The 14,288-nt window shown below is 60.5% G+C and carries 11 protein-coding genes and 1 pseudogene; 6 read left to right on the top strand and 6 right to left on the bottom strand.

All coding sequences use genetic code 11. From position 1 onward, the window contains the following. Window positions 1-54: 54 nt before the first annotated feature. Genes AC19YS_RS01350 through AC19YS_RS01340 form a run of 3 tightly spaced genes read left to right on the top strand, consistent with a single transcriptional unit; the run spans window position 55 to window position 3,636 of the window. Window positions 55-972 carry a putative 2-dehydropantoate 2-reductase gene (locus tag AC19YS_RS01350; protein WP_200623860.1) on the top strand — a complete coding sequence of 306 codons (918 nt, stop codon included), beginning with the start codon at window positions 55-57 and terminating at the stop codon, window positions 970-972. Between the two features lie 46 nt (window positions 973-1,018). Beyond that, window positions 1,019-3,055 (top strand): sensor histidine kinase, encoded by a 2,037-nt coding sequence (locus tag AC19YS_RS01345; RefSeq protein WP_106578379.1) that lies wholly within the window; start codon window positions 1,019-1,021, stop codon window positions 3,053-3,055. A 2-nt stretch (window positions 3,056-3,057) separates the two neighbouring features. Then, window positions 3,058-3,636 (top strand): cob(I)yrinic acid a,c-diamide adenosyltransferase, encoded by a 579-nt coding sequence (locus AC19YS_RS01340; RefSeq protein ID WP_106578378.1) that lies wholly within the window; start codon window positions 3,058-3,060, stop codon window positions 3,634-3,636. 126 nt (window positions 3,637-3,762) lie between these two features. Here AC19YS_RS01340 and AC19YS_RS01335 read toward each other — a convergent pair whose 3' ends face one another. The 3 genes from AC19YS_RS01335 to secA all read right to left on the bottom strand — a co-directional run bounded on the left by AC19YS_RS01335 (window position 3,763) and on the right by secA (window position 8,805). After that, complete coding sequence (locus AC19YS_RS01335) at window positions 3,763-4,707, bottom strand: Nudix family hydrolase (protein WP_119736958.1); 945 nt, start codon at window positions 4,705-4,707, stop codon at window positions 3,763-3,765. A 20-nt stretch (window positions 4,708-4,727) separates the two neighbouring features. After that, on the bottom strand, window positions 4,728-5,945 hold the full coding sequence (gene argJ / locus AC19YS_RS01330; RefSeq protein WP_500600709.1) for a bifunctional glutamate N-acetyltransferase/amino-acid acetyltransferase ArgJ: 1,218 nt from the start codon (window positions 5,943-5,945) through the stop codon (window positions 4,728-4,730). A 124-nt stretch (window positions 5,946-6,069) separates the two neighbouring features. Continuing rightward, window positions 6,070-8,805 carry a preprotein translocase subunit SecA gene (secA, locus tag AC19YS_RS01325; RefSeq protein WP_106578375.1) on the bottom strand — a complete coding sequence of 912 codons (2,736 nt, stop codon included), beginning with the start codon at window positions 8,803-8,805 and terminating at the stop codon, window positions 6,070-6,072. 307 nt (window positions 8,806-9,112) lie between these two features. Here secA and AC19YS_RS01320 point away from each other — a divergent pair, with 307 nt between their 5' ends. Further along, a complete protein-coding gene (locus tag AC19YS_RS01320) occupies window positions 9,113-9,571 on the top strand; it encodes a DUF721 domain-containing protein (protein WP_106578374.1) in 459 nt (152 codons plus the stop codon). Here AC19YS_RS01320 and AC19YS_RS01315 read toward each other — a convergent pair whose 3' ends face one another. After that, window positions 9,572-11,050: a helicase HerA-like domain-containing protein gene (locus AC19YS_RS01315; protein WP_106578373.1), complete on the bottom strand. Its 1,479-nt coding sequence runs from the start codon at window positions 11,048-11,050 to the stop codon at window positions 9,572-9,574. Window positions 11,051-11,254: 204 nt separating this feature from the next. On the opposite strand from AC19YS_RS01315, the pseudogene AC19YS_RS01310 reads away from it, so the two are divergent. Both AC19YS_RS01310 and AC19YS_RS01305 read left to right on the top strand, forming a co-directional pair. Continuing rightward, window positions 11,255-12,289, top strand: a pseudogene (locus AC19YS_RS01310) (HAMP domain-containing protein); the annotation flags it as partial. 93 nt (window positions 12,290-12,382) lie between these two features. Next, window positions 12,383-13,147, top strand: a complete 765-nt coding sequence (locus AC19YS_RS01305) for a methyl-accepting chemotaxis protein (RefSeq protein WP_370004806.1) — start codon at window positions 12,383-12,385, stop codon at window positions 13,145-13,147. Between the two features lie 35 nt (window positions 13,148-13,182). Here AC19YS_RS01305 and AC19YS_RS01300 read toward each other — a convergent pair whose 3' ends face one another. Together AC19YS_RS01300 and purU are read right to left on the bottom strand one after the other, a co-directional pair. After that, window positions 13,183-13,353 carry a hypothetical protein gene (locus tag AC19YS_RS01300; protein WP_164487960.1) on the bottom strand — a complete coding sequence of 57 codons (171 nt, stop codon included), beginning with the start codon at window positions 13,351-13,353 and terminating at the stop codon, window positions 13,183-13,185. A 78-nt stretch (window positions 13,354-13,431) separates the two neighbouring features. Further along, window positions 13,432-14,280, bottom strand: coding sequence for a formyltetrahydrofolate deformylase (purU, locus tag AC19YS_RS01295; RefSeq protein ID WP_005790961.1), 849 nt, complete (start codon window positions 14,278-14,280; stop codon window positions 13,432-13,434). Window positions 14,281-14,288: the final 8 nt, after the last annotated feature.

Here is a 14,288-nt window from a genome sequence, read left to right as displayed (position 1 = left end):
TATAGCGGTTCTTTCGCGCTGTTCACTGTGAGCGACCCTACGGAGCAAAAACTCATGTCGACTACCTGGCACATTCTCGGCGCCGGCAGCCTGGGCACACTGTGGGCCACACGCCTGTCGCGCGCGGGCGTACCCGTGCGGCTGATCCTGCGGGATGAGGCCCGCCTGTCCAGCTACCGGCAGGCAAACGGCCTGACGCTGGTAGAGCATGGCGTAGCACACACCTACCCAGTGATCGGCGAAACGCCCCACAGCCAAGAACCCATTCATCGTCTGCTGGTGGCGTGCAAAGCCTACGACGCCGAAACCGCCATCGCACAGCTGCAACACCGGCTGGTACCGGACGCCGAACTGATCCTGTTGCAAAACGGCCTGGGCAGCCAGGATGCCGTGGCCGCGCAGCTGCCGCAGGCCCGCTGCATCTTCGCCTCCAGCACCGAGGGCGCATTCCGCGACGGCGATTGGCGCGTAGTCTTTGCCGGCCATGGCTACACCTGGCTGGGGGACGCGGGCCACCCGACGCCACCGCTGTGGCTGGACGACCTGCACGCCGCCGGCATTCCCCACGAATGGAGCACCGATATTCTCACCCGCCTGTGGCGCAAGCTGGCGCTCAATTGCGCGATCAACCCGTTGACCGTGCTCTACCAGTGCCGCAACGGCGGCCTGCACGACCACCAATGCGAAGTGGCGACCTTGTGCGCCGAATTGACCGAGTTGCTCGAATGCTGCGGTCAACCGGCCGCCGCCGAGGCGTTACACAGCGAAGTAGAGCGGGTCATCCACGCAACGGCGGCCAACTACTCCTCCATGTATCAAGACGTGGCCAACGCCCGGCGCACCGAAATCAGCTACCTGCTGGGCTACGCTTGCCAGGCGGCAGCCCGCCATCAGTTGGTCCTGCCGCATCTGCAACAGGTGCAAGCGCGGCTGATCGACCACTTACGCGCACGCGGATTAGCCACCGACTGAGGCACGCGCTACCCTGCCTACCTGTCTATCACCTGGGAAAACCCTGATGCCATTGCGCCAGCGTCTTGAAAATCTACCGGTAGGGCAGAAACTGCTGGCCGCCCTGCTGGTGTTGTTGACCACCGTATTGTTGGTGGCCAACCTGACGTTTATCAGCGCCGCCTACTGGATCTCCCAGGAAAGCATGGCCCCGCAGGCGTTGCAGGCCATCGGTCGCCTGGTGTCCAACCCCGCCCTCGCCGCCGAAGCCCTCGAATCCCCGGCCAAGGCCGACGCCCTGCTCAGCGAATTGACCAGTTACTCGCCATTACGCGCCGCCGCGTTGTATGACGGCGAAGGCACCCGCCTGGCCCAAATGCAACATGGCAACCGCCTGCACCTGCCGGACAACTACCGGCATATCGAGGCCTGGCGCGTCACCGAATTTCGCAGCAACCAAGTCATCACCCTGCCCCGCGCCGGCCAGCCTCCGGGGCATTTACTGTTGGTCGCCAGCAGCGAGCTACCCGTGGCGTTCTACACCGGCACGCTGACAGCCAGCCTCGGCATCCTGATTTTCAGCGTATTGCTCTGGCTGGTCATCGCCCGGCAGATCAAACGCTTGATCACCCGCCCGATTCACGAACTCGAAGAACTGTCGCGCCAGGTGACCCGCGAAGAAAACTACGCCCTGCGTGCCGGGCGCGGTAACCATGATGAAATCGGCAGCCTGGCCGAAGCGTTCAACACCATGCTGTCGCGCATCGAAGCCCGCGAGCATCAGCTCAAGCGAGCGCGGGACGACTCCCAGGCCGCCTACGCCCAAGCCCAGGGCCTGGCCGAAGAGACGCGTCACACCAACCGCAAGCTGGAACTCGAGGTGCAGGTTCGCAGCAAGATCGAGAAAAAACTTACGGGCTTCCAGAATTACCTCAACAGTATTATCGACTCGATGCCTTCTGCGCTGATCGCCCTGGACGAACAACTCTACGTCACCCAGTGGAATCAGGAAGCCACTGCGCTTTCCGGCACGCGCCTGGACGAAGCGCTGAACCAGCCGATCTTCCTCGCGTTCCAGCCACTCAAGCCCTACCTGCCGCAAATCAAGGCCACGGTTGAGCAACACACGGTTGAACGCATTGAGCGCGTCACCTGGATAAAGGATGACGAGGCCAAGCATTACGCCCTGACCTTCTACCCCTTGATGGGCGGCGCCGGGCGCGGGGTGGTGATCCGTATCGACGACATCACCCAGCGCTTGTCCCTGGAAGAAATGATGGTGCAGTCGGAAAAAATGCTCTCCGTCGGCGGCCTGGCCGCGGGCATGGCCCACGAAATCAACAACCCGCTCGGGGCAATCCTGCACAACGTGCAGAACATCCGCCGCCGCCTGTCTCCCGACCTGCCGAAAAACCTGGAACACGCGGAACAGGCGGGCATCGAACTGGAGGTGGTCAACCGCTACCTGCAGGGCCGCGAAGTCCCGCAATTGCTCGATGGCATCCAGCAAGCCGGCGCACGCGCGGCGAAGATCGTCACGCATATGCTCAGCTTCAGCCGCCGCAGCAATCGCCAAATGGCGCCTTGCGATTTGCCGGCACTGATCGACCAGGCAGTGGAAATTGCCGGTAATGACTTCGACCTGACGATCGGCTTCGACTTCAAGGGTCAGGCAATCATCCGCCAGTTCGACCCGCAGCTCGGCCCGGTGCCCGGCACCGCCAACGAACTGGAACAGGTACTGCTCAACCTGTTGAAAAACGCCGCCCAGGCCATTCACCTGCGTGAAGACGACCGCGAGCCCGGGCGCATTATTTTGCGTACCCGCCTCAACCCGCCCTGGGCGGAGATCCAGGTGGAAGACAATGGCATCGGCATGAGCGAAAACGTGCGCAAACGCACTTTCGAGCCGTTCTTCACCACCAAGGAAATCGGCCAAGGCACCGGGCTGGGGCTGTCGGTGTCGTATTTCATCATCACCAATAACCACAAGGGCCAGATGGAAGTGCATTCCACCCTCGGCCAAGGTACCTGCTTCACCCTGCGCCTGCCGTTGGCCGGCAGCCAAATGCCAACCTTTGATCTGACTCAACTGGAGCAATAACCATGGGCTTTCGCCTGTCGAAGATCTACACCCGTACCGGCGACACAGGCGAGACCGGCCTGGGCGACGGCCGCCGCGTGCCCAAGGACCACCCGCGCGTGGAAGCCATCGGCGAGGTGGACACGCTCAACAGCCAGCTGGGTTTACTGCTGGCCAGCCTTGAAGAGCAGAGCGGCAAGCATCCGCAACTGGACGATGTGATTGAGGTGCTTACCCCTTGCCAGCATCGGTTGTTCGATTTGGGCGGTGAGCTGGCGATGCCGGTGTACAAGGCATTGAATGCGGCCGAAGTTGATCGGCTGGAAGCGGCGATTGATCGCTGGAACGAGGAAGTCGGGCCACTGGAAAACTTCATCTTGCCCGGTGGTTCAGCGCTGATCGCCCAAGCGCACGTGTGCCGCAGCCTGGCGCGCAGTGCGGAGCGGCGGTGTCAGCAGTTGAATGCGATTGAACCGTTGGAAGGCGTGGGGTTGGCGTACATCAATCGGTTGTCGGACTTGTTGTTTGTGGCGGCACGGGTGATTGCCAAGCGCCAGGGGGTTGCGGAGGTGTTGTGGCAGGCGGCGGCTAAGCCACACTGAGTTTTGGGGTGACTGATCTGGCCCCTTCGCGAGCAAGCCCGCCCCCACATTTGACTGCATTCCAACGTTGGAACCCGGTCGACTGTGGGAGCGGGCTTGTCCGCGAACAGGCCCGTCAGAACAACATCAAACCTGCGGCCAAAACGCCCGAATACCTGCCACACCCTGAGCCCCAGCGGCCCAAGCCTGTTCCCGCTCAGCCGGCCCTACACCGCCGAGCAAAAACACCGGCTTGCTGAACCCACGGATCAACTCGGCCGCCTGCTCCCAACCCAATGGCTGAGCATCCGGATGCGTCTGTGTCGGCTGCACCGGTGACAGCGTGACAAAATCCACGTCCATCATTTGCGCCAGCGCCAGTTCTTCAGCGTTATGGCAGGAAGCCGCCAACCAGCGATCCTTCGGCAGTGGGCGTCCCTTGCTCGCGTATTTACGCAACTGCGCCGACGTCATGTGCCAGCCGGCCGCCGGGAAATCCCCCAGCCACTCAAACGGGCCCTTGAGCATCAATTGCGCCTTGCCGGCACACAGGCCAACGGCGTCCACCGCCAGGTCACGGTACTTAGGGTCGTAACCATTGGGCGCACGCAGCTGAACCAGCTTGATGCCCCCGGCAATCGCCTTCTGAATACCGCGCAGCAACGTCGGGGTTTCCAGCTCGCCCGGGGTAATCAGGTACTCAGCCGGCAGCCGCGCCGCCGCCACGATCGGGGCATTCGCCGCGGGGAACGCATAGTTGATCAAGTCTCGCGGGGCCACCCATTCCAACGGCTGCCCTTCGGCACCATGGGGCTCGCCGGTAAAGGCCGAGACTTCCCAGACATCCAGCAACACCTGCTTGTCCGGGTAGTCATGCTGCACCTTGATCAGCGGGCGTGCCGTGGTGACCTGGATGCCCAGTTCTTCCTGCAATTCGCGGGACAAGGCGGCAGCAACCGACTCATCGGCCTCCACCTTGCCACCGGGAAATTCCCAGAGGCCGCCTTGATGCTGGGTATCGGCACGGCGCGCCAGCAGGATCCTGCCATCGACACCGCGGATCACCGCTGCTGCTACATGCACTCGTTTCACCGCGCTTATCCTCTTGGCTGTCAGGTGCGGTATTCCGCATTGATCTTCACGTACTCGTGGGACAGGTCAGTGGTCCAGATCGTTTCGCTGCACTCACCGCGACCCAGTTCGATGCGGATGGTGATTTCCTCTTGCTGCATCACTGCCGAGCCCTGGGCTTCGGTGTAGGTTTCGGCGCGGGCGCCACGGCTGGCAATGCACACCTCGCCAAGGAACACGTCGATTTTGCTCACGTCCAGGTCAGGCACGCCGGCACGGCCAACGGCGGCGAGGATGCGGCCCCAGTTCGGGTCAGAGGCAAACAAGGCAGTCTTGATCAGCGGCGAATGCGCCACGGTGTAGCCAACATCCAGGCATTCCTGGTGGTTGCTGCCGCCGTTGACTTCAACGGTCACGAATTTGGTCGCGCCTTCGCCGTCACGCACGATGGCCTGGGCCACGTCCATGCACACCTCGAACACCGCCTGCTTCAACGCGGCGAACAGCGGGCCTTCGGTGGAGGTGATTTCCGGCAGGTTGGCCTGGCCGGTGGCGATCAACATGCAGCAGTCGTTGGTCGAGGTATCGCCATCGATGGTGATGCGGTTGAACGACTTGTTGGCACCGTCCAGCATCAAGCGTTGCAGCACGTCGCGGGAGACTTTGGCGTCGGTGGCGATGTAGCCGAGCATGGTGGCCATGTTCGGGCGGATCATGCCCGCGCCTTTGCTGATGCCGGTCACGGTGATGGTCACGCCGTCGTGCACGAACTGACGGCTCGCGCCTTTTGGCAGTGTGTCGGTGGTCATGATGCCTGTGGCAGCGGCAGCCCAGTTATCCACAGACAAGTCATCCAGCGCGGCTTGCAGGGCGCCTTCGATTTTTTCTACCGGCAATGGCTCACCGATTACGCCGGTGGAGTAAGGCAGCACTTGGCTGGCGTCCACGCCAGTCAACTGGGCCAGCTTGGCGCAGGTGCGGGCAGCGGCCACCAGGCCAGGCTCGCCTGTGCCGGCGTTGGCGTTACCGGTGTTGGTCAGCAGGTAGCGAATCGAACCGGCCACGCGTTGTTTGGCCAGGATTACCGGCGCGGCGCAGAAGGCATTAAGGGTGAACACACCGGCGACGGTCGAACCTTCGGCACAGCGCATCACCACCACATCCTTGCGCCCGGGGCGCTTGATGCCGGCCGAAGCGATACCGAGTTCAAAACCGGCAACCGGGTGCAATGTGGGCAAAGGACCAAGACCAACAGCCATGAATGCGCTCCTTAAAAATAGGTGATATCTGTGCCGTCGCTATCGACGGTGGGAATTAATGGCAAAACGCCGCGACGGCTGATGCCGGTCGCGGCGCGGGGTGTTGCAGCGTCAGGCAAAAATCTTAGTTGATTTCGCCGTGGCAGTGTTTGAACTTCTTGCCCGAACCACACCAGCACAGTTCGTTGCGGCCCAGCTTCTGATCATTGCGAACCGGGGTTTGCGCCAAGGCCACATCGACCTCTTCGCCCAACACCTCAGGCGCTTCCAGACCCGGTGCTTCGTCGTGCTGGAACTGCATGCGCGCAGCCAATGCTTCGGCTTCCTGGCGCAGGCGAGCTTCTTCCTCGATCGGGTCTTCGCGACGCACCTGAACGTGGGACAGCACGCGAATCGAATCGCGCTTGATCGAATCCAGCAGCTCGGAGAACAGCGTGAACGACTCGCGCTTGTACTCTTGCTTCGGGTTCTTCTGGGCGTAACCACGCAAGTGGATACCGTGACGCAAGTGGTCCATGGTCGACAGGTGGTCTTTCCACAGGTCGTCCAGCACACGCAGTACGATTTGTTTCTCGAAGGTGCGCAGCGCTTCGGCGCTCGCTTGCTCTTCTTTCTCGTTGTACGCGGCCAGCAGCTCGGTCATCAGCTTCTCGCGCAGGGTTTCTTCATACAGGTGGTCGTCTTCGTCCAGCCACTGCTGAACCGGCAAGTCGACACCGAAGTCGCTTTTCAACGCCGCTTCCAGACCGGCAACATCCCACTGCTCAGGCAGGGACTGTGGCGGGATATGCGCGCTGACGGTGGCGTTGAGCACGTCCTGACGGAAATCGGCAATGGTCTCGCCAATGTTGTCGGCGGCCAGCAACGTGTTACGCATGTGATAAATCACTTTACGCTGTTCGTTGTTGACGTCATCGAACTCGAGCAGTTGCTTACGAATGTCGAAGTTACGGCCTTCTACCTTGCGCTGGGCCTTCTCGATGGCGTTGGTCACCATGCGGTGCTCGATCGCTTCACCGGACTGCATGCCCAGGGCCTTCATGAAGTTCTTCACCCGATCGGAGGCGAAGATGCGCATCAGGCTGTCTTCCAGCGACAGGTAGAAACGGCTCGAACCGGCGTCACCCTGACGACCGGCACGACCACGCAGCTGGTTGTCGATACGGCGCGATTCGTGACGCTCGGAGGCGATCACCTGCAGGCCGCCGGATTCCAGCACGGCCTGGTGACGTTTTTGCCAGTCGGCCTTGATCTGAGCGATCTGCTCAGGGCTCGGGTTTTCCAGCGCCGCAACTTCCACTTCCCAGTTACCGCCCAACAGGATGTCGGTACCACGACCGGCCATGTTGGTGGCAATGGTCAGTGCGCCTGGGCGACCGGCCTGAGCGATGATCTCGGCTTCTTTTTCGTGGAACTTGGCGTTGAGAACCTTGTGCTCGATGCCTTCCTTGTTGAGCAGGTTGGACACGTGCTCGGAAGTCTCGATGGTGGCAGTACCCACCAGGATCGGACGGCCCTGGGCCATGCCGTCCTTGATGTCGTTGATGATTGCCGCGTATTTCTCTTCGGCCGTCAGGAACACCAGGTCATTGTAGTCTTTACGCGCCAGCGGCTTGTTCGGTGGAATCACCATCACGGCTAGGTTGTAGATCTGGTGGAACTCGAACGCTTCGGTGTCGGCCGTACCGGTCATGCCGGACAGCTTGTTGTACAGACGGAAGTAGTTCTGGAAAGTGGTAGATGCCAACGTCTGGCTTTCAGCCTGGATGTTGAGCCCTTCCTTGGCTTCGATGGCCTGGTGCAGGCCTTCGGACAGACGACGACCCGGCATGGTACGGCCGGTGTGTTCGTCAACCAGCACGACCTGGCCGTCCTGGACGATGTATTCGACGTTGCGATGGAACAGCTTGTGGGCGCGCAGGCCGGCATACACGTGGGTCAACAGGCCCAGGTTGTGGGCCGAGTACAGGCTTTCGCCCTCGGCCAGCTCGCCGATCTGGGTCAGCATCTCTTCGACAAACTGGTGACCGGCTTCGTTGAGCTCGACCTGACGGGTCTTCTCATCGATGGAGAAGTGACCTTCTTTGGTCACCACGCCTTCCACTTCTTCGATGTGCTGCTCCAGACGCGGGATCAACTTGTTGATCTCGGTGTACAGGCGCGAGCTGTCTTCGGCCTGGCCGGAGATGATCAGCGGGGTACGGGCTTCGTCGATGAGGATGGAGTCGACTTCGTCGATCACGGCAAAGTTGAGTTCGCGCTGGAATTTTTCTTCCATGCTGAACGCCATGTTGTCGCGCAGGTAGTCGAAACCGAATTCGTTGTTGGTGCCGTAAGTGATGTCGGCAGCGTAAGCGGCGCGCTTCTCTTCCGGCGGCTGGAACGGCGTTACCACGCCGACGGTCAGGCCGAGAAATTCATACAGCGGGCGCATCCAGTTGGCGTCCCGGCGGGCCAGGTAGTCGTTCACCGTCACAACGTGCACGCCCTTGCCGGACAGTGCGTTGAGGTAAACACCCAGGGTTGCCACCAGGGTCTTGCCTTCACCGGTGCGCATTTCGGCAATCATGCCTTCATGCAAGGTCATGCCGCCGATCAACTGCACGTCGAAGTGGCGCATGCCCATGACACGCTTGCCGGCTTCACGGGCGACCGCAAAGGCTTCGGGAAGCAGCTTGTCGAGGGTTTCACCTTTGGCTATGCGGGCCTTGAACTCTTGGGTCTTGGCGCGCAATTGCTCGTCCGAAAGGGCAACCATCTGCTCTTCGAAGGCATTGACCAGCTGCACCGTCTTGAGCATGCGTTTAACTTCGCGCTCATTCTTGCTTCCAAAAAGTTTCTTTAACAAAGGCGCAAACATATCGGCAGGTTCTTCCACACATAGGGATGGAGGGCGCACCGTGAGTGGCCCGAGCAGCCCTCACGGCCGCATGCGAACGCGCATTCTACCCGGAATCGTGGGTGAGGAAAGTGGCGTTATTCCCTGATGCTGGCATGGCGCTGTGAGAGGGCCTGTTTAAAATAAGGGCTTTTGCTGGAACTTCAACCCATCAGGCGCAGAAGTTACCCATTGATTTTACGAGCAAAGCGCTGGGTGACGCATTGGCTGGGGGGCACACAGGCGCTTTCTGCTAAGATGGCGGCTCTGTTACTTAAGGTGTCTAAACATGGCATTTCGCCCTCTTACAGCCCGCGCGCCCAGCGTGTTGCTCCGCGAAGCCAAGCCGTTGAAAGCCATCTTCGGCCATGCGCAACGCTTGGGCCATTTGCAACGCCTGGTAGAAAGCCAGCTACAACCTGCCGCACGTGAACATTGCCATGTGGCGTCCTGGCGCGAAGGAAATTTGCTGTTAATTGTCACCGACGGTCATTGGGCGACCCGTTTGCGCTATCAGCAAAAACGTCTGCAGCGACAATTGATGGCCTTTGATGAATTTGCCAGTTTGACCCGTATCCAGTTCAAGGTGCAGCCGCCTACCGTGCAGCAAGGTGCGGTGGGGCACACCATCAACCTTTCGGTGAATGCGGCCGAAACCATTCAGGCGACGGCCGACGGGATCAGCGATCCGGGCTTGCGCGCGGCACTGGAACGATTGGCCGCGCACGCCAAGCCCAAATCTGAATAGCTACTTACGCTTGCTGCCGCCCAGCAACGAGCCCAACAAACCCCGCACCAACTGCCGGCCCATCTGATTGGCGGCCTGTTGCATGGCTGATTTGAGTGCCTTGCCGGCCGTGGTGCCCAAAAATGCTCCGGCCTTGTCGGTAAAGCTTGGTTCTTCGGCAGCAGGCGTGGCTGCCTCAGTCGGCCCGAGCTCCTTGCGCGCCATCAACACTTCATAGGCCGACTCCCGGTCAATCGGCTTGTCATACCGCCCCAGCAACGGCGAGCTGGCAATCAGCGCGGCGCGTTCGGCTTCGCTGAGCGGCCCGATGCGCGATTGCGGCGGCGCGACCAGCACGCGTTGGACCACTTGCGGCGTACCCTTTTCCTGCAAGGTGCCCACCAGTGCCTCACCGGTGCCCAGCTCTGTGAGCACCGACAAGGTGTCGAACGCCGGGTTGGCCCGAAAGCCATCCGCCACCGCGCGCAGGGATTTCTGCTCTTTTGTGGTGAACGCCCGCAAGCCGTGCTGAATACGCAGACCGAGTTGCGCCAAGACCGTGTCAGGCAAATCACCGGGGGATTGAGTGACAAAGTACACGCCGACACCTTTGGAGCGGATCAGACGCACCACTTGCTCCAGTCGATCCTGCAAAGCCTTGGGCGTGTCGGCAAACAATAAATGCGCCTCATCGAAAAACAGCGCGAGCAACGGTTTGTCGGCATCCCCGCGCTCCGGCAACTGCTCGAACAGTTCGGCCAGCAGCCACAGCAGGAAAGTCGCGTACACCTTGGGCGCCTCGTGTACCAGCCGGCTGGCGTCGAGCAAATGGATACGCCCGCGGCCGTCGCTGGCCGGCTGCAAAATATCTTCAAGCTGCAGGGCCGGCTCACCAAACAAGGCTTCTGCGCCCTGTTGTTCAAGCACCGCCAAGCGCCGCAACAGCGCCTGGCTGGACCCGGTGGTCATCAGCGCGGCATCGTCACCCAGCAGTTGCGGGTGATAGCGCAGATGGTTGAGCAATGCCTTGAGGTCTTTGAGGTCGAGCAGCAGCAGGCCTTCGCGGTCCGCCACTTTGAAGGTGGCATAGAGTGCCGACTGCTGGCTGTCGGTGAGTTCCAACAGGCTGCCGAGCAATAGAGGTCCCATTTCGCTGATGGTCGTGCGAAGTGGATGACCCGACTGCCCGTGGATATCCCACAGCGTTACCGGATAAGCCTTCGCCGTGTAATTAAGGAAGGGCATGCCGGCGATGCGCTCAGCCACTTTTCCTTGAGGGTTCGCGGCAGCCCCCAGACCACACAGATCGCCTTTGATATCAGCGGCGAACACGGCCACACCCGCATCACTGAACGCCTCTGCCAGGCGCTGCAGGGTGACGGTCTTGCCGGTGCCCGTGGCGCCAGCAATCAGGCCGTGACGGTTGGCCAGGCGCATGGCCTGGGCGACAGGTTGGCCGTCCGGACCGGCGCCAATAAGAAGTTGCGAGGAGTCAGGCATTTCGTCACCTTTGGTTAATCTTTAGTGCCGCCAGGTCGATACAGATAATTGTAAGACCCACAAAGTCTAAAAACAGATCGGATGGTTCCTAAAGGGACTTACAGAGCTATCACCAGAAGTACCACACCTTTTTTGACGCTGCCATTTTGCGCATCCCATGAGGACGCGCTTCGGATATCAAGACCTTAGCGGACCCTTCAAGCCATGAATAAAAACCTGCGCTTCAGCCACAAAATCCTGCTTGCAGCCGCTCTTATCGTCATCGCCGCCTTCGCATTGTTTACCCTCTACAACGACTACCTGCAACGCAACGCGATTCGCGACGACCTCAATAATTACCTGCATGAAATGGGCGACGTCACCGCCAGCAATATTCAGACCTGGCTCACCGGGCGCATAGCGCTGGTAGAAAACGCAGCACAGAACATTGCCATCAACCCTGAGCCCGCCGCCGTCGCCGGCCTGCTGGAACAGAAAGCCCTGACGTCCTCGTTCATGGCCACCTACGTGGGCGACAGCAAAGGCGCCTTCACCATCCGCCCCGACACCAAGATGCCCGATGGCTTCGACCCTAGGGTTCGCCCCTGGTACAAGGGCGCCCAGTCCAGCAATGGCTCAACCCTGACTGAACCCTACATTGATGCCGCCACCGGGAAATTGATCATTTCGGTCGCCACCCCCAGCACCACAACAACTGGCCAGAGCATCGGCGTGGTAGGCGGCGACCTGAGCCTGCAAACGCTGGTGGATAACATTGGCGCGCTGAACTTCGGCGGCATGGGTTATGCCTTCCTGGTCAGTGCCGATGGCAAAGTGCTCGTGCACCCGGACAAAAACCTGGTGATGAAGACCCTGGCCGACGTGTACCCCAATCACACGCCCAAGATCAGTGCTGACTTCAGTGAAGTTCAAGCCAACGGTAAAGGCAACATCGTGACGTTTACACCGATCAAGGGCTTGCCCTCGGTGAACTGGTACCTGGGCATTTCGGTGGATAAAGACAAGTCGTTCGCCATGCTCAGCGAGTTCCGCAATTCGGCGGTCATCGCCACGATCATCGCTGTGGTGATCATCATTGCGCTGCTGGGCATGCTCATCCGCGTGCTGCTGCAACCGCTGCACGTAATGACCCGCGCAATGCAGGACATCGCCGATGGCGAGGGCGACTTGACTCGCCGCCTGACCATCCAGAACAACGATGAGTTCGGCACGCTGGGCAATGCCTTCAACCGCTTCGTGGAGCGGATTCATACCTCGATCCGCGAGGTGTCCTCGGCCACCGAACAGGTCAACGAAGTGGCGTTGCGCGTGGTCAGTGCCTCCAATTCCTCGATGGTCAACTCCGACGAGCAGGCCAACCGCACCAATAGCGTCGCCGCCGCCATCAACGAACTGGGCGCCGCCGCCCAGGAAATCGCGCGCAACGCCGCACAAGCCTCCAGCCAGGCCAGCGATGCGCGGCACTTGGCCGAAGACGGCCAGCAGGTGGTAGATCGCAATATCAAGGCAATGACCCAACTGTCAGCGATGATCAGTGCTTCCAGCAGCAATATAGAAGCGCTGAACAGCAAGACTGTGAACATCGGGCAAATTCTGGAGGTGATCACCAGCATCTCCCAGCAAACCAACCTGCTGGCACTGAACGCCGCCATCGAAGCGGCGCGTGCCGGGGAAGCCGGGCGCGGGTTTGCGGTCGTGGCCGATGAGGTGCGCAACCTGGCGCATCGCACTCAAGAGTCGGCGCAGCAAGTGCAGAAGATGATTGAGGAGCTGCAAGTCGGTGCGCGCGACTCGGTCAGCACCATGAGTGAAAGCCAGCGCCACAGCCAGGACAGCGTGGAAATCGCCAACCTGGCCGGCGAGCGCTTGAACAGCGTGACCCAGCGCATTGGTGAGATCGACGGCATGAACCAGTCAGTGGCCACCGCTACCGAGGAGCAAACCTCGGTGGTGGAGTCGATCAACATGGACATTACCGAGATCAATACCCTCAACCAGGAAGGCGTGGAAAACCTGCAATCCACCCTGCGCGCCTGCACCGACCTGGAACAACAGGCCGCACGCTTGAAACAGTTGGTGGGCAGTTTCCGAATCTGAGCCCAGTGCCCGCCGCTTTTCAGAGCGGCGGGCCGTTATTTTTCCGAGCGCTCGGATTTGGCCTGTTCGCGCTCCCACAACTCAGCGGCACCGGGAAACTCGGTGCCGTCCTCAGCGTCCAGGTCATCCGGGTCATATCGACTTAAACACCCCTCCCCCAGCGTCGCCGGGGCTTGGGAGGTGGCTTTGTCCAGTGGATCGCTCATTGATCAATCCCCAACAGCAGGAAAAAAAAAGGCCTGGGACGATTTAACGCCCAGGCCTGTGCTTCTTCAAGACGTGTATCAGAACACTACAGTCTTGTTGCCATGCACGAGCACGCGATCTTCCAAGTGATAACGCAGGCCACGGGCCAGCACCATCTTCTCGACGTCACGGCCGAAACGCACCATGTCTTCAATGCTGTCGCTGTGGCTGACGCGCACCACGTCCTGCTCGATGATCGGGCCGGCGTCCAGCTCTTCGGTGACGTAGTGGCACGTTGCGCCAATCAGCTTCACGCCACGCAGGGAAGCCTGGTGGTACGGCTTGGCACCCACAAAAGACGGCAGGAAGCTGTGGTGAATGTTGATGACCTTGCCGGCGTATTCGCGGCACAGTTCCGGCGGCAGAATCTGCATGTAGCGCGCCAGCACCACCACATCCGCTTCGTGCTGCTTAACCAGGCGGGAGACTTCGGCAAAGGCCGGCTCCTTGTCCTGCGGGTTGACCGGCACGTGGTAATACGGGATGCCATGCCATTCGACCATGCTGCGCAGGTCGTCATGGTTGGAGATTACGCAAGCGATCTCACAGTCCAGCTCATCGCTGTGCCAGCGGTGCAGCAAATCGGCCAGGCAATGGGACTCGCGGCTGGCCATCAGCACGACACGTTTTTTCTGCTCGGTGTCGGTGATATGCCAGGTCATCGAAAACTCTTCGGCGATCGGCGCAAACGCCTCACGAAAAGCTTCAAGACCAAAGGGCAGCGTGTCGGCACGAATTTCGTGACGCATGAAAAACCAACCGCTGAGATCGTCCGAGTGATGGCTCGCCTCGGTGATCCAGCCGTTGTGGGAGGCCAGAAAGTTACTGACTTTGGCAACGATGCCAACCCGGTCCGGGCAAGCAATCACCAGCCGAAAAGTGCGCATTAGGGGGA

This window comes from Pseudomonas sp. MF08831, assembly GCF_059862645.1.
Note: the sequence above shows the minus strand (reverse complement) of the source record. Positions and strands in the feature narration are given on the sequence as shown.

Bases quoted from the DNA above. Each gene is read 5' to 3' on its own strand.
- AC19YS_RS01350 (WP_200623860.1), top strand. From the start codon at position 55: ATGTCGACTACCTGGCACATTCTCGGCGCCGGCAGCCTGGGCACACTG.
- AC19YS_RS01345 (WP_106578379.1), top strand. From the start codon at position 1,019: ATGCCATTGCGCCAGCGTCTTGAAAATCTACCGGTAGGGCAGAAACTG.
- AC19YS_RS01340 (WP_106578378.1), top strand. From the start codon at position 3,058: ATGGGCTTTCGCCTGTCGAAGATCTACACCCGTACCGGCGACACAGGC.
- argJ (WP_500600709.1), bottom strand. From the start codon at position 5,945: ATGGCTGTTGGTCTTGGTCCTTTGCCCACATTGCACCCGGTTGCCGGT.
- secA (WP_106578375.1), bottom strand. From the start codon at position 8,805: ATGTTTGCGCCTTTGTTAAAGAAACTTTTTGGAAGCAAGAATGAGCGC.
- AC19YS_RS01320 (WP_106578374.1), top strand. From the start codon at position 9,113: ATGGCATTTCGCCCTCTTACAGCCCGCGCGCCCAGCGTGTTGCTCCGC.
- AC19YS_RS01315 (WP_106578373.1), bottom strand. From the start codon at position 11,050: ATGCCTGACTCCTCGCAACTTCTTATTGGCGCCGGTCCGGACGGCCAA.
- AC19YS_RS01305 (WP_370004806.1), top strand. From the start codon at position 12,383: ATGGTCAACTCCGACGAGCAGGCCAACCGCACCAATAGCGTCGCCGCC.
- AC19YS_RS01300 (WP_164487960.1), bottom strand. From the start codon at position 13,353: ATGAGCGATCCACTGGACAAAGCCACCTCCCAAGCCCCGGCGACGCTG.
- purU (WP_005790961.1), bottom strand. From the start codon at position 14,280: ATGCGCACTTTTCGGCTGGTGATTGCTTGCCCGGACCGGGTTGGCATC.